The 20935-nt window shown below is 70.2% G+C and carries 20 protein-coding genes; 10 read left to right on the top strand and 10 right to left on the bottom strand.

The window, feature by feature from the left end; all coding sequences use genetic code 11:
- Nucleotides 1–7: 7 nt before the first annotated feature.
- The 4 genes from ACPCHZ_RS12865 to ACPCHZ_RS12850 form a co-directional block, all read right to left on the bottom strand.
- Nucleotides 8–289 (bottom strand): thiocyanate hydrolase, encoded by a 282-nt coding sequence (locus ACPCHZ_RS12865; RefSeq protein WP_423485375.1) that lies wholly within the window; start codon nucleotides 287–289, stop codon nucleotides 8–10.
- A 99-nt stretch (nucleotides 290–388) separates the two neighbouring features.
- A complete protein-coding gene (scnC, locus tag ACPCHZ_RS12860) occupies nucleotides 389–1099 on the bottom strand; it encodes a thiocyanate hydrolase subunit gamma (RefSeq protein ID WP_264011199.1) in 711 nt (236 codons plus the stop codon).
- Between the two features lie 28 nt (nucleotides 1100–1127).
- On the bottom strand, nucleotides 1128–1967 hold the full coding sequence (locus tag ACPCHZ_RS12855; protein WP_423485092.1) for an SH3-like domain-containing protein: 840 nt from the start codon (nucleotides 1965–1967) through the stop codon (nucleotides 1128–1130).
- 190 nt (nucleotides 1968–2157) lie between these two features.
- On the bottom strand, nucleotides 2158–2448 hold the full coding sequence (locus tag ACPCHZ_RS12850) for a WhiB family transcriptional regulator (RefSeq protein WP_269893819.1): 291 nt from the start codon (nucleotides 2446–2448) through the stop codon (nucleotides 2158–2160).
- Nucleotides 2449–2868: 420 nt separating this feature from the next.
- Between ACPCHZ_RS12850 and ACPCHZ_RS12845 the strand changes: the two genes are divergently transcribed.
- The 3 genes from ACPCHZ_RS12845 to ACPCHZ_RS12835 all read left to right on the top strand — a co-directional run bounded on the left by ACPCHZ_RS12845 (nucleotide 2869) and on the right by ACPCHZ_RS12835 (nucleotide 5512).
- A complete protein-coding gene (locus tag ACPCHZ_RS12845; protein ID WP_423485091.1) occupies nucleotides 2869–3660 on the top strand; it encodes a hypothetical protein in 792 nt (263 codons plus the stop codon).
- Between the two features lie 90 nt (nucleotides 3661–3750).
- Nucleotides 3751–4329 carry a sigma-70 family RNA polymerase sigma factor gene (locus tag ACPCHZ_RS12840; RefSeq protein WP_364973699.1) on the top strand — a complete coding sequence of 193 codons (579 nt, stop codon included), beginning with the start codon at nucleotides 3751–3753 and terminating at the stop codon, nucleotides 4327–4329.
- Nucleotides 4322–5512, top strand: a complete 1191-nt coding sequence (locus ACPCHZ_RS12835) for an anti-sigma-D factor RsdA (RefSeq protein WP_423485374.1) — start codon at nucleotides 4322–4324, stop codon at nucleotides 5510–5512. The genes ACPCHZ_RS12840 and ACPCHZ_RS12835 overlap by 8 nt, the downstream gene beginning before the upstream one ends.
- 9 nt (nucleotides 5513–5521) lie before the next feature.
- Here ACPCHZ_RS12835 and ACPCHZ_RS12830 read toward each other — a convergent pair whose 3' ends face one another.
- Nucleotides 5522–5926 carry a DUF5319 domain-containing protein gene (locus tag ACPCHZ_RS12830; RefSeq protein WP_085192450.1) on the bottom strand — a complete coding sequence of 135 codons (405 nt, stop codon included), beginning with the start codon at nucleotides 5924–5926 and terminating at the stop codon, nucleotides 5522–5524.
- A 136-nt stretch (nucleotides 5927–6062) separates the two neighbouring features.
- Between ACPCHZ_RS12830 and guaB the strand changes: the two genes are divergently transcribed.
- The 3 genes from guaB (at nucleotide 6063) to ACPCHZ_RS12815 (ending at nucleotide 10615) form a co-directional block, all read left to right on the top strand.
- Complete coding sequence (gene guaB, locus ACPCHZ_RS12825; RefSeq protein ID WP_423485090.1) at nucleotides 6063–7622, top strand: IMP dehydrogenase; 1560 nt, start codon at nucleotides 6063–6065, stop codon at nucleotides 7620–7622.
- A gap of 14 nt (nucleotides 7623–7636) precedes the next feature.
- On the top strand, nucleotides 7637–8764 hold the full coding sequence (locus ACPCHZ_RS12820; RefSeq protein WP_364973697.1) for a GuaB3 family IMP dehydrogenase-related protein: 1128 nt from the start codon (nucleotides 7637–7639) through the stop codon (nucleotides 8762–8764).
- An 84-nt stretch (nucleotides 8765–8848) separates the two neighbouring features.
- Nucleotides 8849–10615, top strand: coding sequence for a GMC oxidoreductase (locus tag ACPCHZ_RS12815; RefSeq protein ID WP_423485089.1), 1767 nt, complete (start codon nucleotides 8849–8851; stop codon nucleotides 10613–10615).
- A 12-nt stretch (nucleotides 10616–10627) separates the two neighbouring features.
- On the opposite strand, the gene ACPCHZ_RS12810 is transcribed toward ACPCHZ_RS12815, so the two are convergent.
- From ACPCHZ_RS12810 to ACPCHZ_RS12800, 3 genes are read right to left on the bottom strand one after another with little or no spacing between them, the layout of a single operon-like run.
- Complete coding sequence (locus ACPCHZ_RS12810; protein WP_423485088.1) at nucleotides 10628–11416, bottom strand: class I SAM-dependent methyltransferase; 789 nt, start codon at nucleotides 11414–11416, stop codon at nucleotides 10628–10630.
- 52 nt (nucleotides 11417–11468) lie between these two features.
- Nucleotides 11469–13832: a glycoside hydrolase family 65 protein gene (locus ACPCHZ_RS12805; RefSeq protein ID WP_423485087.1), complete on the bottom strand. Its 2364-nt coding sequence runs from the start codon at nucleotides 13830–13832 to the stop codon at nucleotides 11469–11471.
- A complete protein-coding gene (locus tag ACPCHZ_RS12800; RefSeq protein ID WP_423485086.1) occupies nucleotides 13829–14620 on the bottom strand; it encodes a beta-phosphoglucomutase family hydrolase in 792 nt (263 codons plus the stop codon). The genes ACPCHZ_RS12805 and ACPCHZ_RS12800 overlap by 4 nt, the downstream gene beginning before the upstream one ends.
- Nucleotides 14621–14767: 147 nt before the next feature.
- Between ACPCHZ_RS12800 and ACPCHZ_RS12795 the strand changes: the two genes are divergently transcribed.
- Nucleotides 14768–15127 (top strand): DUF732 domain-containing protein, encoded by a 360-nt coding sequence (locus ACPCHZ_RS12795; protein ID WP_423485085.1) that lies wholly within the window; start codon nucleotides 14768–14770, stop codon nucleotides 15125–15127.
- A 62-nt stretch (nucleotides 15128–15189) separates the two neighbouring features.
- Entirely contained in the window at nucleotides 15190–16761 is a 1572-nt protein-coding gene (gene guaA, locus ACPCHZ_RS12790; protein ID WP_423485084.1) for a glutamine-hydrolyzing GMP synthase, read from the top strand.
- 3 nt (nucleotides 16762–16764) lie between these two features.
- Here the strand turns inward: guaA and ACPCHZ_RS12785 are convergent, their stop codons facing one another.
- Complete coding sequence (locus tag ACPCHZ_RS12785; RefSeq protein ID WP_423485083.1) at nucleotides 16765–17403, bottom strand: SOUL family heme-binding protein; 639 nt, start codon at nucleotides 17401–17403, stop codon at nucleotides 16765–16767.
- Between the two features lie 159 nt (nucleotides 17404–17562).
- On the opposite strand from ACPCHZ_RS12785, the gene ACPCHZ_RS12780 reads away from it, so the two are divergent.
- The gene (locus ACPCHZ_RS12780; RefSeq protein WP_423485082.1) at nucleotides 17563–18261 is read left to right on the top strand and encodes a hypothetical protein; all 699 of its coding nucleotides are present in this window, start codon (nucleotides 17563–17565) and stop codon (nucleotides 18259–18261) included.
- A gap of 36 nt (nucleotides 18262–18297) precedes the next feature.
- The gene (locus tag ACPCHZ_RS12775; RefSeq protein ID WP_423485373.1) at nucleotides 18298–19833 is read left to right on the top strand and encodes a DNA polymerase Y family protein; all 1536 of its coding nucleotides are present in this window, start codon (nucleotides 18298–18300) and stop codon (nucleotides 19831–19833) included.
- Between the two features lie 18 nt (nucleotides 19834–19851).
- Here ACPCHZ_RS12775 and ACPCHZ_RS12770 read toward each other — a convergent pair whose 3' ends face one another.
- Entirely contained in the window at nucleotides 19852–20928 is a 1077-nt protein-coding gene (locus tag ACPCHZ_RS12770) for a nucleoside hydrolase (protein WP_423485081.1), read from the bottom strand.
- Between the last annotated feature and the right edge of the window lie 7 nt (nucleotides 20929–20935).

The following is a 20935-nucleotide window of genomic DNA, read 5'->3' as shown; positions in this document are numbered from 1 at the left end:
GTGCCGCCTAGGCTTCGAGACGCGCCCGGACACTCGCGAGGCGCTGCTGCAGCGTCGCCTCGTCGACCACGCCTCGCGCCAGCAGCGAGTGCGCGAGGGCCATCAACTGGTTCTCGGGGTAGGGCAGATGGGCGTACCTGCTCGCCGAGAGGGCGTCTTCCTCGTCGCGGCGTTCCTTGAAGTTCGGGACGTTCGCGTCGCACGCCGCCTGGTCGAGCGCGTCGCACAGGCCGTCGAGGCTGGTCTTCCACGGCGGCACCGGATTCTCCACGCCGTACTTGGCCGCCATCCGCGGCCACACCTGATTTCGCTCGACGATCTCTTGCAGCACAGCGCTTTTGACCTCGTCGACGGGCTGGGGGTCACGCTCGGTGGACACGACGGGTCCTCACTCGGCCGGAATCGGATGCGTCGCAGGACGCGTCTTGGTGATGACGTTCGTGGTGACGCCCGCCTTGGGCAACGCCACTCCGATCAGGCAGTCGCGGGTGATGATCTCGGCCAGCTGGTCCTCGCTCCAGCCCTCGGTGCCCTCGGGCTGCATGGGCATCACCATGAACCGGTGCTTCTGATTGGAGTCCTGCACCCGCACCTCGACGTCGTCGGGCAGGTACAGACCGAATTCGGCGAGCACCGGGCGGGGCCACCGCACCAGACGGCGACGGTAATTGGGGGTGCGGTACCACTCGGGGGAGTTGCCCAGGATGGGGCGTGGGTAGCACGAGCACAGCGCGCACACGATCACGTTGTGCAGAGTCGGTGTGTCGGCCAGGATCTCGAACGCCGTGAAGTCGCTCGGCGTGCCGAAGCCGGTCGGCTCCATCCAGTCGACGCCGCACTCCTTGCTGGCCGTCATCGGTTCGGTGAGGGCGAGCTGCTTGAAGTCGGGGTCCAGCCACGCCCTGGCCACCAGTCGGGCCGCCGGGGTGGGCCCGATCTGTTCGGCGAACTCGGTGAAGCGCCGATGCTCCTCGGCGGTGAAGATGCCCTTCTCGATGCACAGCTCCCGCAGCGCGATCTCGAGCACCTCGAAATCGGTGACCTCGTCCACCATCGGCTTGACGGTCCGGTCGTGGTCGTGGTCGTGGTCGTGAGACATGAATGGGATCCCTCTCGAAAACCGGCGGTCAGTGGGCGGATTCGAGCCAGCGCTCGGGCAGCTCGGTGCGCAGCGTGTCGGTGGCGGCCCCGGTGTAGCCGTCCCACAGCTCGGACATGGTGAACTGGACCACGTAGAACCATTCGGGCGTCGCGTCCTCGCGATCCCAGGTCTCGTCCTCGGCGGCGGGACTCTCGTAGGCGACCGAGGCGATCTCACCCGTCGCCCCGCGGCAGTACTCCGGTGTGCGGGTGTAGAAGATCACCGGGAGTTCGCGCACGGCGACGCGGTCTCCCACCTTGAATCCCGGCTCGCCGGCCAGGCCCGAGTACTTCTGCGGATCTCCCTTGCCGACGGCGTCTTTGTGGTGACTGTTGCGTTTCACCTGCGAGCCGTCGCCCTCGGACTTCGGCTTCGCCTCCAGCTTTTTGCCGTCGAGGCCGCCGGCGTACCGCGAGGACACCTCGGCCATCCGCTCGCTGATCTCACCGAGCGCCAGGTGATGCTTCTCCACCAGGACGCGGGCGACTGCCAGCAGCCACCGGCCGTAGTAGGGCAGTCCGAGGTACTCGGCGCGGCCGACGTCCACGTTGCCGATCCGTCGCCGTTCCTCCGACAGCCAGATCCCGCGCCATGCGAGCACCTCGCAGATGACGTAGGTGAGCTCCTCCCACTGCTCGTATTCCTTGTTCACGAACTCTTCGGGAGCGCAGGGCTCGCCGCCGACGTCGTGAACGGGCTTCAGGTACGCCGTGATTCGGGCGTGGTCGAGCAGGTCGGGCGTGGGAGCGTCGGGGAGTTCGGGGTAGGAGGACTTCAACCGTGACACCAGTTCGAGCTGAGCTGCGCGTTCGGCTGCCGTGCTCATGGGAGCTCCCTTCGTCGCGCGGACGGGGTGGAGGGACGTCGAAGGACGGGTCGTCGCGAATCAATCTAGCGGCGCGCGCCTTCGCGATGTGGGCGTTTCGGGCGCGTTCACCCTCCGGGAGACAGGTGTTGTGCGGAAACGGCGAAGCCCCACTCCGGTTTGCGGAGTGGGGCCTCGTCGACGTGGTTCGTCAGGCCGTGCGGCGGATGCCTCGTTTGAGCAGCAGTTCGCGTTCCGCTTCGCTCAGACCGCCCCAGATGCCGTACGGCTCGCCCACGGCGAGCGCGTGCGAACGGCACTGTGCGATCACCGGACAGCTCCGGCACATCTCCTTGGCGCGCATCTCCCGCTGAGCGCGGGCACGGCCGCGCTCGCCGTCGGGATGGAAGAACACCGACGAATCGACGCCCCGGCAAAGGCCCTGCATTTGCCAGTCCCAGATGTCGGCATTGGGTCCTGGCAGCTGCTGCGGCTGTGGCATGGGTAAACCCCTCTCTACACACTCTTGTGGAGAACGCGGGAGAGCGTGAGTTGTGAAACCGATCCGAGCGTGTGTCGCCGATGACTACTCGTGCACACAAAGTAGGGGTGCTCCAGAAATTCCGTCAATAGCCTGCACGTGTGCTCAATGACATAAGCGCAGCTTGAGAATTTACGTCACGTTCATTGTTGCGACCTGCGGGCAACGCAGAAGGTGATAGCGAATCACCCTCGACCAGTGCGCTTCACGCGTTTCCGCTGATCGGCGGAGCTGGTTCTGCACTCCGGTTGCGGCACGCCGGCGAGCGCCGTAACGCGGTGGTAACCCGCCCACCATCAACTGTTAACCGCCGCCGATCCGGATCGTTCAATAATTTGCCGGCACCGGCCCGCCCAGCGTGATTGGTACCGTCGCCGAGCGATGATCACCCCTCCAGCGAGCGCCCTGCGCCGCGCCGCCTTCGGCGATGACCCCGGCCGTTGGCCGCTGCCGTCCGCCGGGGACACCCAGGGCCGGTGGCTGCGCGCTGTGGCGGCGGGCGGGCAGGGTCGCTACGGCGCGGCGCTGGCCGATCTCGCCGTCGTGTGCCGGTCGCCCAGTGCGCCGCTGGTGTCCCTCGCGCACAGCACGCGGGCGTCGTTTCTGCGCCAGCTCGGCGGCCACGCCGATGCACGGCACTGGGACGGCAGGGCACTGGTCCTCGCGGGCGGGGACCCGGAGGCCCGCGCCGACGCCCTCACCGGACTGGCAGCCGACGCGCTGGGCACCGGCCGGTTCGCCCTTTCGGCGCGGCTGCTGAACCAGGTGCGCACCGAGGCCGACGCCGCCGCATCCGCTCGGCCGCTCATCCGGCTCGGCTGGGTGTCGGCCGAACTGGCCATGGCGCGCGGCGATGGCGACGCCGCCGTCGACCACGCCCGCCGAGCGGTCGCCGCGGCGGCGCCGTTCGGCTCCACCCGGCACGCCGTGAAGTCGAAGGTGATCCTGGCCGCCGCGCTCTGCAGTGCCGGCGGCGTGGACGACGCCCGTCCGGTGGCCGACGCCGCGCTGGCCGACGCCGACGCCGCGGGCCTGATCCCGCTGCAGTGGGCGCTGGCCTGTCTGCTCGCCGATATCGGAAGCGCGACCCTCACGGCGGAGCGCGTCGCCGCCGTTCGGGACCGCAGCGCCGATATTGTGCAGCACAGGGGCGGCGTGTGGTCTGATCGCTGACCCCGGGCCGCCCCGGCACGGTCGTTATTGTTTAGTTCAGCCACACCGACGAGAGTGTCGGCGTTCGTAACGCTGGAGAAGCCGCACACGATGACAAATTCGAGAGATCGTCTCGATGCTGTCGTTGCTGAGGCAGTGGCCGGTGATCGGGACGCGCTCCGGGAGGTGCTGGAGATCATCCGGCCCATCATCGTCCGGTACTGCCGGGCAAGGATCGGGGCGGGCGAACGAAGTGGTCTCTCAGCAGATGACATCGCTCAGGAGGTGTGCTTGGCCGCCATCACGGCGCTGCCGCGCTACAAGGATCAGGGACGTCCGTTCCTGGCCTTTGTGTACGGTATCGCTGCCCACAAGGTTGCTGACGCCCATCGTGCGGCCGCCCGCAACCGCTCCGAACCGACCGACGTCGTGCCCGAACGCTTTTCGACCGACGCCGGCCCGGAGCAGATGGCGATGGACGCCGAGTCGTCCGCCCGGATGAACCGCCTGCTGGCCAAGCTGCCGGAGAAGCAGCGCGAGATCCTGATCCTGCGCGTCGTCGTCGGGATGAGCGCCGAGGAGACCGCGGAGACGGTCGGCAGCACTGCGGGCGCGGTGCGCGTCGCGCAGCACCGCGCGCTGGCCCGGCTCAAGCAGGAGATCATGGCGACGGGGCATGACCATGCCTGACTTCGGACGATGGACCAACAACGGCGGTGATCCCTCGCTTAACGAGGTGAACCGCACCGATCGCTTCCTCGACGCGCTCGCCGGCGAGCAGCCCGTCTACTCCACCGACGCAGGCGAGGCCGAACTGGCCTACGTGCTCGCCGGCTGGCGCGACGAGGTCCGGCAGGCGCCGGTCACCTCGGTGGTGACCACCCGGGACGCGGTCCAGGCACTGGATCGGTCGGCGTCGTCGCGGCAGCGCAGCCGGGCCTCGATGGCCGTGCTCGGCTCGGTGGCGGCCGCCGTCCTGGCCGTCGGTGGCTTCGGGGCGGTGATCGCGGGCGCCGGGCCCGACGACCCGCTGTACGGCCTGCGCACCGCGCTGTTCGGCGAGCAGCAGCAGACCCGCGACGACCAGGTGGTGCTGGCGGCGCAGTCGCAGCTCGCCGAGGTCCAGCAACTGATCGACCAGGGCGATTGGACGGCCGCCCAGAACAAACTGCAGACGATGACCACGACGGTCGCCGCGGTGGACGACTCGACCCGCCAGGAAGAGCTCGTGGAGCAGTGGCAGCAACTGTCGGTGAAGGTGGACACCCGCGACGTCAACGCGACCGTGCCGCCGGACGCGCCGCCGTTGGTGCTGCCCGAGATCCCGCCGGACCTGCCGCTGCCGGTGATCCTCGACCCGGATGCCACCACCTCGACGCCGACGACCACGAGTCCCGGAGAGATCCCGGGTTCGACGTCATCGCCGACCACATCGTCGCCGACGACATCGCCGTCGGACGGCACCACGTCGCCGTCGACGCCGCTGCCGACCCCGTCGTCACAGTTGCCGCTTCCGACCCCGTCGCCCCGGCCGAGCCCGACACCGCTGCCGACCCCGAGCCCCCAGCCGGCACCGCTGCCGACCCCGAGCCCGCGGCCGATCCCGACGCCCCAGCCGCAGGTGCCCACCAGCACCGTCATCCCCGCGCCACCGGTCCCGCCGCCGCCGGTGCAGTTGCCCCCGGTGCCGCTGCCCCCGGTCGAGGAGCCTCAGGCGGAGCAGCCGCCCGTCGACGAGCCGGTCGAATTGCCGCAGCCGCGTCTCAGTGGCGGTGGTGCGCAGAATCCTGGGCCGGCGTCGATTCCGCCGGTGCTCCAGATGCCCGAGTTGGTACTGCCAGAGGTGGCCACGCCGCAGGATGCGGGTGAGTGACCGGCTGGGTCAGCGGTATCCGTCGGACTCCGACGTTGCCTCGTTGAGCGACGCGTCGGCGTACCCGCGGCAGTAGTCCCACGTCACATAGGCGTCGGGTTCCGGGTCGTAGGCCGGCTCGTGCGGCCGCACCGTCCCGTCGACCAGCAGCTGTAACAGGTTGGCGCGCAACATGTCCCAGTCGTGGTAGTGGTCCTGCTGGCATTCGTCGCAGCACACCACGAGACCACGGATGCCCTTGTGGGCCAGAAGTGCTTCGTAAACCGCCAGATCGGCGAGATCGGCTTCCACCGCGGTGCGTTCCTGCGGGTCCAGCGGCTGACCCGGTTCGAGCGCATCGAGCGCAGCCGACGGATCGCACGGATCGTCGGCGAACGGGTCAGGCGGCAAACCCGGCGGCAAGTGGTCTCGCACGCGTCCAGAGTACGCAGCCCCACTGGGATCGCGCCAGCGGTTGCTCCGGCGCGGCGACCGGGAATGGAATCGCGAGTTGCGGCTGCTGAGCCGATAGGATTGAGTATCACGCTTCGCCCCGATGGAGGCAGTAAGGATGTCGAGGCCCATGTCGATCGCTGAAAGCAGCGTTCCCATCGCCGTACCGGTGCCCACCGGCGGTGACGATCCGACCAAGGTCGCGATGCTCGGGCTCACATTCGACGACGTCCTGTTGCTGCCGGCCGCCTCCGACGTGGTCCCGGCGATGGCCGACACCTCGAGCAGGCTGACCAAGCGCATCCGGCTGCGGGTGCCGCTCGTCAGCTCCGCGATGGACACGGTGACCGAGTCTCGGATGGCCATCGCGATGGCGCGCGCCGGGGGCATGGGCGTGCTGCACCGCAACCTGCCCGCAGCCGAGCAGGCCGGCCAGGTCGAGACGGTGAAGCGCTCCGAGGCGGGCATGGTGACCGATCCGGTGACCTGCTCGCCGGCCAACACGCTGGCCGAGGTGGACGCCATGTGCGCGCGGTTCCGGATCTCCGGGCTGCCTGTGGTGGACGACAACGGCGCACTCGTCGGCATCATCACCAACCGCGACATGCGGTTCGAGGTCGACCAGAGCAAGCCGGTGTCGGAGGTGATGACCAAGGCGCCGCTGATCACCGCGCAGGAGGGGGTGTCGGCCGAAGCCGCGCTCGGGCTGCTGCGCAGGCACAAGATCGAGAAGCTGCCGATCGTCGACAACCACGGCAAGCTCACCGGCCTGATCACGGTGAAGGACTTCGTCAAGACCGAGCAGTTCCCGCTGGCCACCAAGGACTCCGACGGCCGGCTGCTGGTCGGCGCGGCGGTCGGTGTCGGCGACGACGCCTGGACCAGGGCGATGACGCTGGCCGACGCCGGTGTCGACGTCCTCATCGTCGACACCGCGCACGCGCACAACCGCGGCGTGCTGGACATGGTGAACCGGGTGAAGATGGCCGTCGGTGACCGCGTCGACGTGATCGGCGGCAACGTCGCCACCCGGGCCGCGGCAGCAGCATTGGTGCAGGCGGGGGCTGACGCGGTGAAGGTGGGTGTAGGGCCGGGTTCGATCTGCACCACCCGCGTCGTCGCCGGTGTCGGCGCACCGCAGATCACCGCGATCCTCGAGGCCGTCGCCGCCTGCGCGCCGTCCGGGGTGCCGGTGATCGCCGACGGCGGGCTGCAGTACTCCGGCGACATCGCCAAGGCACTGGCCGCGGGCGCGTCGACGGCGATGCTCGGTTCGCTGCTGGCCGGCACCGCCGAGGCGCCCGGCGACCTGATCTTCGTCAACGGCAAGCAGTACAAGAGTTACCGCGGGATGGGCTCGCTCGGTGCGATGCAGACTCGCGGGACCCGCAAAAGCTACTCCAAGGACCGCTACTTCCAGGACGACGCCCTGAGCGAGGACAAGCTGGTGCCCGAGGGCATCGAGGGCCGCGTGCCGTTCCGCGGACCGCTGTCGACGGTGATCCACCAGCTCACCGGCGGCCTGCGGGCGGCGATGGGATACACCGGGTCGGCCACCATCGAGCATCTGCAGCAGGCGCAGTTCGTCCAGATCACCGCCGCGGGGCTCAAGGAGAGCCATCCGCACGACATCCAGATGACCGTCGAAGCGCCGAACTACTACGCCCGCGGGGTCTGACGCGCATGCGCGACATGGTCGAGATCGGCATGGGCCGCACCGCCCGCCGTACCTATGAGCTCGGCGACATCAACATCGTGCCGTCCCGGCGCACCCGGTCGTCCAAGGACGTGTCGACCGCATGGCAGCTCGACGCCTACCGGTTCGACATGCCGGTGCTGTCGCACCCCACCGATGCGCTCGCCTCCACCGACTTCGCCATCGAGCTGGGCCGGCTCGGCGGCCTCGGCGTCCTCAACGGCGAGGGGCTGATCGGCAGGCACGCCGACGTCGAGGAGAAGATCGCCCAGGTGCTCGAGGCCGCGGAGAAGGAGCCCGAGCCGTCCGCCGCGATCCGGCTGTTGCAGCAGCTGCACGCCGCGCCGCTCGACCCCGAGCTGCTCGGCGCCGCGGTGGCCCGGATCCGGGATGCCGGGCTGACGACGGCCGTGCGGGTCAGCCCGCAGAACGCCAGGGCGCTGACGCCGTCGCTGATCGCGGCCGGACTGGACCTGCTGGTCATCCAGGGCACCATCGTGTCGGCCGAACGCGTGGCGTCCGACGGCGAGCCGCTGAACCTGAAGACCTTCATCTCCGAACTGGACGTGCCGGTGGTGGCCGGCGGTGTGCTCGACCACCGCACCGCGCTGCACCTGATGCGCACCGGCGCGGCCGGCGTCATCGTGGGGTACGGCTCCACCAGCGGCGTCACCACCAGCGACGAGGTGCTCGGCATCAGCGTCCCGATGGCCACCGCCATCGCCGACGCCGCCGCCGCCCGCCGCGAGTACCTCGACGAGACCGGCGGCCGCTATGTGCACGTGCTGGCCGACGGCGACATCCACACCTCCGGCGACCTGGCCAAGGCCATTGCGTGCGGTGCGGACGCGGCGGTGCTGGGGACTCCTTTGGCCACGGCGGCCGAGGCGTTGGGCGGCGGCTGGTTCTGGCCTGCCGCGGCCGCTCACCCCTCGCTGCCCCGCGGCGCGCTGCTGCAGGTCGCGGTGGGGGAGCGGCCGTCGCTGCGGCAGGTGCTGGACGGCCCGTCCGACGATCCGTTCGGCTCGCTGAACCTGGTTGGCGGACTGCGGCGGGCGATGGCCAAGGCCGGCTACTGCGACCTCAAGGAGTTCCAGAAGGTCGGTCTGGCCGTCGGTTCCTGACCGCGGCCGGCGCAAGTGTGACGCGTTGACAACTTAGGTCGACCTGTCTAGAAAAGTTACCCAGCGGTAACTCATACTGGTGTGATGCAGCCTGACTATGACGTCCTGATCATCGGCTCGGGATTCGGCGGCAGCGTGAGCGCGCTGCGACTCACCGAGAAGGGCTACCGCGTCGGCGTCCTGGAGGCCGGCCGCCGCTTCGCCGACAAGGAGTTCGCCAAGACCTCCTGGAACCTGCGGAAGTTCCTGTGGGCGCCCAAGTTCGGGTGCTTCGGCATCCAGCGCATCCACCTGCTGCGCAACGTGCTGATCCTGGCGGGCGCGGGCGTCGGCGGCGGTTCGCTCAACTACGCGAACACGCTGTACGTGCCGCGCGAGCCGTTCTTCAAGGATCCGCAGTGGAAGCACATCACCGACTGGCGCGACGAGTTGCTGCCGCACTACGAGCAGGCCCAGCGCATGCTCGGCGTCGTCACCAACCCCACGTTCACCGACGCCGACCGCATCATGAAAGAGGTCGCCGAGGACATGGGCGTCGGGGACACCTTCGTGCCCACCCCGGTCGGGGTGTTCTTCGGCCCCGACGGCGAGAAGACGCCCGGCAAGACGGTCCCCGACCCGTACTTCGGCGGCGCGGGCCCGGCCCGGACCGGGTGCATCGAGTGCGGCCAGTGCATGACCGGCTGCCGCTTCGGCGCCAAGAACACCCTGCTGAAGAACTACCTGGGCCTGGCGGAGTCGGCGGGCACCCAGATCCACCCGATGACCACCGTGACCAGCCTCCAGCAGCGGCCCGACGGGATCTGGGAGGTCAAGACCGCCCACACCGGCCGGCTGCTGCGCAGGAAGCGCCGCACATTCACCGCCACGCACGTCATCGTCGCGGCGGGCACCTACGGCACCCAGAAGCTGCTGTTCAAGATGCGCGACACCGGGAAACTGCCGAAGCTGTCGGACCGGCTCGGCCTGCTCACCCGCACCAACTCCGAGTCGATCGTCGGCGCTGGCCGGCTCCAGGTCCGCGACGACCTCGACCTCACCCACGGCGTGGCCATCACGTCGTCCATCCACCCGACGGACGACACGCACGTCGAACCCTGCCGGTACGGCAAGGGCTCCAACGCCATGGGCCTGCTGCAGACGCTGATGACCGACGGCGCCGGCCCCCAGGGCACCGACGTGCCCCGCTGGAAGCAGCTGTTCCACAACGCCGGCGCCGACCCGAAGGGCACGCTGCGGCTGCTCAACCCGCGGCGCTGGAGCGAGCGCACCATGATCGCGCTGGTGATGCAGAACCTCGACAACTCGATCACCACCTTCACCAGGAAGACGAAGCTCGGCTTCCGCATGCTCGACAGCAAGCAGGGCCACGGCGAGCCGAACCCGAGCTGGATCCCGGTCGGCAACGAGGTGACCCGGCGCATCGCCAAGAAGATCGACGGCGTGGCCGGCGGTACCTGGGGTGAGCTGTTCAACATCCCGCTGACGGCGCACTTCCTGGGTGGCGCGGTGATCGGTGACGGCCCCGAGCACGGGGTCATCGACCCGTACCACCGGGTGTACAACTACCCGACGCTGTACGTGGTGGACGGTGCGGCCATCTCCGCCAATCTCGGCGTGAACCCGTCGCTGAGCATCACCGCCCAGGCGGAGCGGGCGGCGTCGCTGTGGCCGAACAAGGGTGCCGAGGACCTGCGGCCCGCTCAGGGCGAGGGCTACCGCCGGCTCGATCCGATCGCGCCCGAGCATCCGGTGGTGCCCGCAGGTGCGCCGGCCGCGCTGGACTGGAACGCCAGCTCCGAGGACGTCAACCGGCGTGACCCGACCACCGCGGAGGCGCGCGGCGCCTGATTCAGCGCGCGGTCACGGCTTCGTGAGCGCGTAATAGGCATACCTGGAGTCGAGTTCGTTCCTCGGCACCAGCGTGACGAGCCGCGGGATGAGGCCGCTCGCGGCGGCGTGCTCCCAGAACTCGTCGATCGCGAAGGTGGTCGTCTGCGCCAGGTGCCGCCGGTAGCCGCGACCGCCCCGCCCGCGGGTGCCGAGCTGGGCGGTGTGGTACTTCACCTGGATCACGGCGATTCCGCCGCTGGTGAGCATCCGTTCGGCGATGGCGAGGATGTCGAGCGCGTCCTTCGGCGCCGCCGTGAGCTCGATGACGTAGTAGCACAGGAACGTGTCGCAGCTGCCTTCGAGCCCGTCGGACGCCGCCACCGCATCGGCGATGTCGATGTGGATGCCTTGCACCGGGGTGTCGCAGACCGCCCGCACCTGTGTCAGGCACTCGGCGACGCTGTCGGCGGAGATGTCGGCGGCGATGAACCGTGACGCCAGGGGAGCGAAGGAAACGGCATTGGCTCCGCCGCCGCATCCCCACTCGATGGTCACGCCGGGGCCGCCGGTGCGGCCCAGGCCTGCGGCGAAGACGCGGTACATGTCGAGATGTTGTCTGCCGACGTCCTGCCACAGGTCGTCCGCGAGACCGGTCCGCCAGTGCGAGTTCGACTGCCAAGCATCGTCGGCGCCCGGCGCCGACCAGTAGCGGTGCGCGGCCCGCAGGCTGGATGCCCGCCGTCGGTCGCCCGCCACCCGGTCGGCGATCAACGCGATCGCGAGGTCACCTCGCCGTAGCAGCCCGAGCAGCCTTCCCATCCGCTGAGCATAGGTGTTGACCAGTCGTGTTGGCCGGCCGGCGATGCGGTGGTCAGTCCTGGCCGGTGAGGCGGCGCCGCAGCGGTTCGCGACCGGGCGGCTGCGGAGGTGTCGGCAGCAGCGGCTTGCGCCGTCGCACCGCGACGGTGGTCGGCTCGGCGGTGGTGACCTGCAGTTCCTCACCCGCGTGCCGGATCGTCAACTCACCGTCGGGCCCGTCGCGCAGCGTGTAGGTCACCTCGTCGTGCTCGGCGTTCACCGTCAGCCGGAAACCCCGCCAGCACAACCGGAACCGCAACCGGGAGAACGCATCGGGCAGATGCGGGTCGAGGGACAGCACGCCCTCGTCGTCGCGCAACCCGCCGAATCCGGCCACCAGCGCCGTCCACGCCCCGGCCAGCGACGCCATGTGCAGCCCGTCGCGGGTGTTGTGGTGCAGATCGCGCAGGTCGATCAGCGCCGCCTCGAAGGTGTAGTCGTGCGCGAGTTCCATGTGCCCCACCTCGGCGCACATCACCGCCTGGGTGCACGCCGACAGCGAGGAGTCGCGGGTGGTGCGCCGCTCGTAGTAGTCGACGTTGCGAGCCTTCTGTTCGTCGGTGAAGGCGTGACTCTGCCACTGCATCGCCAGCACCAGGTCGGCCTGCTTGATCACCTGGGCCGGGTAGAGCCGCACGTAGGGCTCGTTGAGCAGCAGCGGGTATGAGGTGTTGTCGGTGAACTCCCATTCGGCCAGCGTGGTGAAGCCCTCGCACTGCTGGTGCACGCCGAGTTCCTCGTCGTAGGGGATGTTCGCCGACGCGGCCGCGTCCCGCCACGCCGCGGTCTCCTCGGTGGTCACTCCCATCTCGCGGGCGGCCTCCGGCCGCCGGGTGCACGCGTCGGCGGCCACCCGGAGATTGTGCGCGGCCATCAGATTGGTGAACACGTTGTCGCGCACCACGGCCGTGTATTCGTCCGGACCGGTGACACCGTCCAGGTGCCACACGCCGTGCCGGTCGTGGTGGCCGATCGAGATCCACAGCCGCGCGGTGTCGACCAGCACGGCCAGCCCGCACTCCTCCTCCAGGGAATCGTCACCGGTGACGGTGCGGTACCGGTCGAACGCCATCGCGATGTCGGCGTTGACGTGCCACGCCGCGGTTCCCGCAGGCCAGTACGCCGAACACTCCTCGCCGCGGATGGTGCGCCAGGGGAACGCGGCACCCTGGAGGTCGAGTTGGGCGGCGCGTTCCCTGGCCAGGTCGAGCGTCGACGCCCGCCAGCGCAGCGCGTCGGCGGCCGCGGCCGGTTTGGTGTACGTCAGCACCGGCAGCACGAAACCCTCGGTGTCCCAGAACGCGTGACCGTCATATCCGGTGCCGGTCAAGCCCTTTCCGGGGATCGCGCGTCGTTCTGCCCGGGCGCTGGCCTGCAACACGTGGAACAGTCCGAACCGCACCGCCTGCTGGATGTCGGGGTCCCCGTCGACCTCGACGTCCGCACAGTCCCAGAAGTCGTCGAGGTATTCGCGCTGGGCGTCGAGCAGCCCCTGCCACCCGACGTAGCGCGCGCCGGTCAGCGCGGCGGCGACCTGATCGCGCAGCGCCGGCCGGGACCGCAGGCTGGACCAGCCGTAGGCGAGGTACTTGACGATCCGCAACTGCTGGCCCGGACGCAGCCCGCAGATCACCGTGGTGCGCGCCAGGTCGTCGCGGGAGTCGGTGTGCACCTCGACCCGGCCGGGCACGTCGACCTCGTGGTCCATGGCGGCCGCCATCATCAGCGCGCTGCCGCGGGTGCGGTGCACCAGCACCGCCGACGCGTCGGTGTTCTCGTGCGTGATCGCCTCGAGCGGGGTCTTCAGCGCCGCTGCCACCCGCGGATCGTCCGACGTCTGCGGCTGGTCCTCGTTGGCGACCAGCTCGGATTGCACTGTGACGCGGACGAATTCGTCCATCGCCTCGACGATGTATTCGATGGCCGCGACACCGCGCTGCACCAGCGACACCAGCCGGGTGGACCGCACCTTGACCTGCCTGCCCGCCGGCGAGCGCCAGTGCGCGCACCGCGTCAGCGTGCCTGCGCGAAGATCGAGAACGCGCTCGTGGTCGATCAGCTCGCCGTATCGGACGTCGAACGGCTCGTCGTCGACCAGCAGCCGCATGATCTTGCCGTTGGTGACGTCGACGACCGTCTGACCCGCCTCCGGATAGCCGTAGCCCGCTTCGGCGTACGGCAGTGGCCGGATCTCGTAGAACGAGTTGAGGTAGGTGCCGGGCATTCCGTGCGGTTCGCCCTCGTCGAGATTGCCGCGTAAACCGATGTGGCCGTTGGACAGTGCGAACAACGACTCAGACTCGTCGAGGAGGTCGAAGTCGAGCTCGGTCTCCCGGACCTGCCACGGCTCGACGGGGAAGGCGTCGTGGGAGATCACGACTCGTCCAGCAGATCGGCCAGGTCGGTGACGACGATGTCGGCGCCGTTGCGGCGCAACTCGTCGGCCTGCCCCACCCGGTCGACGCCCACCACGTATCCGAAGTACCCGGCGCGGCCCGCGGCGACCCCGGACAGCGCGTCCTCGAACACGGCCGCCGCGGGTGGCGCCACACCGAACAGCTGAGCCGCCCGCAGGAAGGAGTCGGGCGCCGGCTTACCCGGGATGTTCTCCTCGCGCAGCGTGACTCCGTCGACTCGGTGCTGGACGAATCGGGCAAGGCCGGTGACCTCGAGCACGTCGCGGGTATTGGCGCTCGACGACACCACCCCGACACCGAGTCCTGCGGCGGCGACGGCTTCGAGGTACCGGCGGGAGCCGTCGAACACCTCGATGCCGTCGGTGCGCAGCGTCTCCTGGAAGAGGTCGTTCTTCCGGTTGCCCAGCCCGGCGACGGTCTCGGCGTCCGGCGGGTCGTCCGGGTCGCCATCGGGCAGCTCGATGCCGCGGCTGGAAAGGAAGGAGCGCACCCCGTCGTCACGCCGCTTGCCGTCGACGTACTCCAGGTAGTCCTGGTCGACGTCGAACGGCACGAACTGCTCACCTGTGCTGTCCGCCCGCTGTCGCAGGAAGTCGTCGAACATCGCCTGCCATGCCTTCTTGTGCACGCTCGCCGTGTCGGTGAGGACACCGTCGAGGTCGAACAGGCAGGTGCGTACCTCGTCGGGTAGACCAAGCACTGGCCACCTCGCTTTCGTCGGGTCGTCGAACGCGCAGTACCCCTTCAATGCCCACTTTCGTCGAACGGCATGCGTCGGACGTGGGCGGCGACTCAGACGCCGGGGTGAAAGCCCTGCGTGTGTTGGGTTTCTGGGTTTGCGCCGTGGACCCCGGGGGTAGTTTCGGAAGGGGCGTCGGGCGAGAAGGACATGTCGATGAGGCTGCTGAGGCGGATGCGCACGGCGATCCCCGCCGCGGCGTTGTTGCCGGCGCTGCTGCTGGCGGCCCCGGCGGGCGCGACACCCAGTGACGGGGAGTTCCTCGAACAACTGAGCCGGGACGGCGTGGCCTTCACCGACTTCAGGGCGATGCTCGAGTACGCCCACGGCATCTGCACGTCGCTCGACCAGGGCGTGCCCCATCTCACGGTCATCGACAACGTGATGTCCGACCAGCCACAGCTCGACCGGGACCACGCAGTGGTGCTGACGATCAGCTCCTACCTGGCGTACTGCCCGTGGCATGCACTGCCGGGCTCGGGGACGGAGACGGCGTCCGGGGTGGCCTACGCCTAGCTCGGCCGGGACCACGCTCGACGACCCGGGCAGCTGATACAGCCCCCCACTAGACTGGGCCAGTGAATACTCCCGCCGATCCCTCGGGCCCGCGGCCCGTTCTGGTGGTCGACTTCGGCGCGCAGTACGCCCAGCTCATCGCCCGTCGCGTGCGTGAGGCGCGGGTGTACTCCGAGGTCGTGCCCCACACCGCCAGCGTCGAGGACATCAAGGCCCGCGATCCGCAGGCGATCGTGCTGTCCGGCGGTCCGGCCAGCGTGTACGCCGAGGGGGCGCCCCAACTCGATCCGGCGCTGTTCGATCTCGATGTCCCGGTGTTCGGCATCTGCTACGGGTTCCAGGCGATGGCGCAGGCGCTCGGCGGCACCGTCGCGCGCACGGGCACCAGCGAGTACGGCCGCACCGAGCTGAAAGTCGCTGGCGGCGAACTGCATTCGGATCTGCCCGGCACGCAGCCGGTGTGGATGAGCCACGGTGACGCGGTCACCGCGGCGCCTGAGGGTTTCGATGTGGTCGCCACCAGCAGCGGCGCCCCGGTCGCCGCGTTCGAGAACCGCGCCCGCCGGCTGGCCGGTGTGCAGTACCACCCCGAGGTGCTGCACTCGCCGCACGGCCAGCAGGTGCTCAGCCGCTTCCTGCACGACTTCGCCGGGATCGGCGCCAAGTGGACGCCTGCCAACATCGCCGACGCGCTGGTCGAGCAGGTGCGCGCCCAGATCGGCGACGGCCGGGCGATCTGCGGCCTGTCCGGCGGGGTGGACTCCGCCGTGGCGGCAGCACTCGTGCAGCGCGCCATCGGCGACCGGCTCACCTGCGTGTTCGTCGACCACGGTCTGCTGCGGTCCGGTGAGCGGGCCCAGGTCCAGCGTGACTTCGTCGCCGCCACCGGTGCCAACCTGGTCACCGTCGACGTCGCAGACCGGTTCCTGCAGGCGCTGTCCGGGGTGACGAACCCGGAGGGCAAGCGCAAGATCATCGGTCGCGAGTTCATCCGCGCGTTCGAGGGCGCGGTGCGCGAATTGGTGCAGGACAAGGGCGGTGACGTCGACTTCCTGGTGCAGGGCACGCTCTATCCCGACGTCGTCGAGTCCGGCGGCGGGTCGGGCACCGCGAACATCAAGAGCCACCACAATGTCGGCGGCCTGCCCGACGACCTGAAGTTCCGGCTGGTCGAGCCGCTGCGGCTGCTGTTCAAGGACGAGGTGCGCGCGGTCGGCCGCGAGCTCGGGCTGCCCGAGGACATCGTCGCCCGCCAGCCGTTCCCCGGACCGGGCCTGGGCATCCGCATCGTCGGCGAGGTGACCGCCGCCCGGCTCGACACGTTGCGCAGCGCCGACGCGATCGCCAGGGAGGAGCTCACCGCCGCCGGTCTGGACAACCAGATCTGGCAGTGCCCGGTGGTGCTGCTCGCCGACGTCCGGTCGGTGGGCGTGCAGGGCGACGGCCGCACCTACGGCCATCCCATCGTGCTGCGCCCGGTGTCCAGTGAGGACGCGATGACGGCCGACTGGACCCGGGTGCCCTACGAGGTGCTCGAGCGCATCTCCACGCGCATCACCAACGAGGTGCCCGCCGTCAACCGCGTCGTGCTCGACGTCACGAGCAAGCCGCCGGGCACCATCGAGTGGGAGTAGCCGTCAGCGGGTCGTGACGGCGACGACGGCCTCGTTGCGGCGCCGGAAGGGCAGCGTGAACGGGGGGTCGTAGAACCAGGCCACGGGCTCGCCCTCGGCCTGGTAGTCGCTCGCGGCGAGCACCTCCAGCAGCTCCGCGCCCTTGCGTGCGACGACGGCTGGGCTGCGGTCGCCGCTGTACCGCAGCACCGCGACGGTCTCCGCGGGCACCGTCACCAGGCGGACCGCCGCACTGTCGGGTTGGGGCAGCGTCTCGATGCTGTACTTCGACGGCATGAAGAACCGGATCGTCGAGCCGGTGCCCGAACCCGACTGGGCGACCGGTGCGGTCATCGCGATCTGCTCACCCTCGGCTTCGGACTGGGCGACCGGTGCGGTCATCGCGATCGAGGTCCCGCTGTGATTGCCGCCGAAGATGTAGCGGGCCAGCCGGCGGAATCCGATGCTGCGCGCGGCGTCGTCGTCGGCGGCGACGACGGTCTCGGCGGCGACCCGGGGACCGTACACCCGGATCTCCACGTCGCCGATCCGGTCGGTGACCCGGTGGTGTGGTTCCTCCGTGCCGAACCGCAGACCCACGATCGAACCGGCCGATTCGGCGATCTGGACAGGCAGCTTCACCAGCGTGTGCAAGGGCGTCATGTGGATGATTCGGCGCCGGTGGCGCGGCGGATCGCCGCGCAGTGGAAACGCTTGACGAGGGGCTCCGCCGCTTGACGGTGTCAGAGGCGAGGTGTTTACTCAGGGCATCGAACATACATTCGAACAACGGGTGAATCGGATGGTGCTGGAGGTGCTGCTGTGACAGCCGCGACGAGTCTTGATCTGCGCCGCCTCAACCATACTGAACAGGTAGAACACCTGCGCAAGCAGATGGCGGCGGTCAGCGGGAAAGTCGGTTCGGGGCGTCGTGGCGTGGCCCCGTCGGCCGACCCGCTCACCGAGTCGGAATCTTTGCTGCCGTTGCCTGATTCGCTGGCCGGACTGCTGCCCACCTCGTTGCCGCGCGGCACGGTGGCGGTGGCGACGGGCGCCCGGTCGCTGCCGCTGAGCATGGTGGCGGCGGTGACGGCCGCAGGCGGGCACGCGGCCATCGTGGGTCAGCCCGACGTGGGCCTGCTGGCCGCCGTGGAGATGGGGGCGGACCTGAGCCGGCTGGCCGTCATCCCCGATCCGGGGGCCGACCCGGTCGAGGTGGCCGCGGTGCTGATGGACGGCATGGACCTGGTGGTGCTCGGGCTGGGCGGGCGTTCGGTGACCGCGGGCCGGGCCAGGGCGGTGGTGGCCCGCGCACGCCAGAAGGGCTGCACCCTGCTGGTCACCGACGGCGAGTGGCAGGGGGCCTCGGCCCGGTTGGAGGCCCGGGTGTGCGGCTACGAGGTGAGCGGCGCAGGCCGGTCCGGCAGGCCGGTGCCCGGCTGTGGGCGCATCAGCCGGGTGCAGTTGGCCATGCGGGCGTGCGGGCGGTCCGTCGGCGCCCTGCGCGCGGTGGGGGAGTGAGGCGCCGTGCCCTCCCGGGTGCTGGCCGTCTGGTGCATGGACTGGCCCGCGGTCGCCGCCACGGCCGCGGCCGGGCTGGCCCCGACGGCCCCGGTGGCGGTCACGCTGGCCAACCGGGTGATCGCGTGTTCGGCATCGGCGAGGGCGGTCGGGGTGCGGCGCGGTCTGCGCCGCCGTGAGTCGCAGGCCCGCTGTCCGGAACTCCACGTGGCGCCCGCCGATCCGGCACGCGACGCCCGGTATTTCGAGAACGTGACGGCCGCCGTTGACGACCTGGTGCCCCGGTCGGAGGTGCTACGGCCGGGCCTGCTGGTGCTCTCGGTCCGTGGGGCGGCCCGCTACTTCGGCTCCGAACAGGCCGCCGCCGAGCGGCTGGTCGACGCGGTGGCCGCGGCGGGCGCCGAGTGTCAGGTGGGTATCGCCGACCAGCTGGCCACCGCGGTCTTCGCCGCCCGTGCCGGCCGGATCGTCGAACCCGGCGGCGATGCCGGCTTCCTGTCGACACTGTCCATCCGGCAGCTGGCCACCGAACCGAGCCTTGCCGCGCCCGGGCGCGATGAACTGGCGGATCTGTTGTGGCGCATGGGTATCCGTACCGTCGGCCAGTTCGCGGAGCTGTCCCGCAGCGATGTGGCGTCCCGGTTCGGCGCCGACGCCGTGTCCGCGCACCGGTTCGCCCGCGGCGAGCCGGCCCGTGGCCCGTCGGGGCGCGAACCCCCGCCGGAACTCGACGCCGTGATGGACTGCGACCCGCCGATCGACCGGGTGGACGCCGCCGCCTTCGCCGGCCGGTCGCTGGCCGGCGACCTGCACCGCAGCCTGGAGGCGGCCGGGGTCGGCTGCACCCGGCTGGCCATCCATGCCATCACCGCCAACGGCGAAGAGCTGGAACGGGTGTGGCGATGTGCCGAACCGCTGACCGAGGATGCCACCGCCGACCGGGTGCGCTGGCAGCTCGACGGTTGGCTGAACCGGCGCAACTCCAACGACCGGCCGACCGCAGCGGTCACGGTGCTGCGGCTGCGCCCGGTGGAGGTGATCTCGGCCGAGGCGTTGCAGCTACCGCTCTGGGGCGGCGTCGGTGAGGAGGACCGGTTGCGGGCCCGCCGCGCCCTGGTCCGGGTGCAGGGTCTGCTCGGTCCGGAGGCGGTGCAGGTGCCGGTGCTCAGCGGCGGCCGCGGACCCGCCGAGCGGATCACGCTCACCCCGTTCGGCGACGAACCGGTCCCGGCTGCCGACCCGAACCAGCCATGGCCCGGCCGGCTGCCCGAGCCGTCGCCCACGGTGCTGCTCGACGATCCGGTCGAATTGCTGGACGGCCAGGGCGATCCGGTGCGGGTGACCCACCGGGGAATGTTCTCCGGTGATCCGGCCCGGCTGGACGGCGGGGGGTTCCGCGGTTCCCTGAGCTGGTGGGCGGGGCCGTGGCCGGTCGACGAACGGTGGTGGGATCAGGATCGCGCCAAGGGGCGCACCGCGCGGGCGCAGGTGCTGATCGGCGGCGAACCGGAGAAGGCGCTGCTGCTGTGCTACCGCCAACGGCGGTGGTACGTCGAGGGGGTCTATGAATAGTCGGCCATGATCACCGGATCAGCCCAGGCGACGGGCGAATTCGCCGACCCGGGCGATGAACCGGTCGAAGAACACCGCGGGATCCACCTCGACGCCGACGAGCGCGTTGGGGCTGCGTCCCCACCTGCCGTGCCAGTCCGCCACGGTCATCCCGCGGGTCAGTGAGCCGGTCAACTCGACGTCGACCGTGGTCTGCCGGTACCGCACCAGTTCCGGGTCGAGGGCCACCGCTGCCGCCAGCGGATCGTGCAGGTGCGCCAGATACCCCTCGCCGTCGTCGAAGTGGAACTCGAAGTAGAACCGCATCGCGTCCTCGAGCACCCGGATCAACGGATTGGCGGCCACCGACCGGGTGCCGCGGTCGTCGAGCACACTCATCGGCGCGGTCGGCGAATCCGCGGCGGCCGCCAGCCGGCTCAGCAGTGCCGGGGTCATTGCGATGTTCTCGGTGAGGTTGAGCCCCAACACGATCGGCAGATGGCCGGGCGCCCCCTGCTCGTCTCCGGAACCCCACGCCGCACCCCAGCCGCCGAACACCTCGGCCGCCGCTTCGGGGTCGACGCTGACGTTCCACTCGGCCACCGCAGTGGTGTTGCCGCGGTAGTCGAACGCGCCGCCCATGATCACCAGCCGGCGCAGCAACCGGGGCAGCGACGGCTCCGCCCGCAGCGCGAGCGCGAGGTTGGTCAGTGGCCCGGTGACCAGCCCGACCAGTTCACCCGGGTGGGCATGTGCGGCGCGCACCCAGGCCTCGGCGGCGTCGTGTGCGGTCAGCTTCCGGTCGGTCGGCGGCAGTTGCGCATAGCCCAGGCCCTCCGGGCCGTGGGTGTCGCCGGCGGTGCGCATCGGCGTGTTCAGCGGGGCGTCGGCGCCGCAGGACACCGGAACGTCCGCCACCCGGCACACCTCGAGCAGGCCGAGGTTGTTGTGGCAAACCTGGTGCACGTCAACGTTTCCGCCGGTGGAGGCGATACCGATCAGCTCTGCATCGGCGCTGGCGAACAGATACGCCAACGCCATCGCGTCATCGACGCCGGTGTCGACATCGACGAACACCGGCTGTGGCGCAGCGGAATCACCGCCGTGGATCGGCATCTCGGAG

It is taken from the genome of Mycobacterium sp. NPDC050041 (assembly GCF_049541695.1).
GTDB lineage: Bacteria > Actinomycetota > Actinomycetes > Mycobacteriales > Mycobacteriaceae > Mycobacterium.
Note: the sequence above shows the minus strand (reverse complement) of the source record. Positions and strands in the feature narration are given on the sequence as shown.

Excerpts from the sequence above, each read along its gene's own strand:
- guaB (WP_423485090.1), top strand. The coding sequence starts at position 6,063 with ATGTCGAGGCCCATGTCGATCGCTGAAAGCAGCGTTCCCATCGCCGTA.
- ACPCHZ_RS12845 (WP_423485091.1), top strand. The coding sequence starts at position 2,869 with ATGATCACCCCTCCAGCGAGCGCCCTGCGCCGCGCCGCCTTCGGCGAT.
- ACPCHZ_RS12865 (WP_423485375.1), bottom strand. The coding sequence starts at position 289 with ATGGCGGCCAAGTACGGCGTGGAGAATCCGGTGCCGCCGTGGAAGACC.
- ACPCHZ_RS12855 (WP_423485092.1), bottom strand. The coding sequence starts at position 1,967 with ATGAGCACGGCAGCCGAACGCGCAGCTCAGCTCGAACTGGTGTCACGG.
- ACPCHZ_RS12795 (WP_423485085.1), top strand. The coding sequence starts at position 14,768 with ATGAGGCTGCTGAGGCGGATGCGCACGGCGATCCCCGCCGCGGCGTTG.
- ACPCHZ_RS12815 (WP_423485089.1), top strand. The coding sequence starts at position 8,849 with ATGCAGCCTGACTATGACGTCCTGATCATCGGCTCGGGATTCGGCGGC.
- ACPCHZ_RS12770 (WP_423485081.1), bottom strand. The coding sequence starts at position 20,928 with ATGCCGATCCACGGCGGTGATTCCGCTGCGCCACAGCCGGTGTTCGTC.
- ACPCHZ_RS12775 (WP_423485373.1), top strand. The coding sequence starts at position 18,298 with ATGGACTGGCCCGCGGTCGCCGCCACGGCCGCGGCCGGGCTGGCCCCG.
- ACPCHZ_RS12785 (WP_423485083.1), bottom strand. The coding sequence starts at position 17,403 with ATGACGCCCTTGCACACGCTGGTGAAGCTGCCTGTCCAGATCGCCGAA.
- ACPCHZ_RS12850 (WP_269893819.1), bottom strand. The coding sequence starts at position 2,448 with ATGCCACAGCCGCAGCAGCTGCCAGGACCCAATGCCGACATCTGGGAC.
- ACPCHZ_RS12835 (WP_423485374.1), top strand. The coding sequence starts at position 4,322 with ATGCCTGACTTCGGACGATGGACCAACAACGGCGGTGATCCCTCGCTT.
- ACPCHZ_RS12810 (WP_423485088.1), bottom strand. The coding sequence starts at position 11,416 with ATGGGAAGGCTGCTCGGGCTGCTACGGCGAGGTGACCTCGCGATCGCG.
- ACPCHZ_RS12820 (WP_364973697.1), top strand. The coding sequence starts at position 7,637 with ATGGTCGAGATCGGCATGGGCCGCACCGCCCGCCGTACCTATGAGCTC.
- ACPCHZ_RS12840 (WP_364973699.1), top strand. The coding sequence starts at position 3,751 with ATGACAAATTCGAGAGATCGTCTCGATGCTGTCGTTGCTGAGGCAGTG.
- scnC (WP_264011199.1), bottom strand. The coding sequence starts at position 1,099 with ATGTCTCACGACCACGACCACGACCACGACCGGACCGTCAAGCCGATG.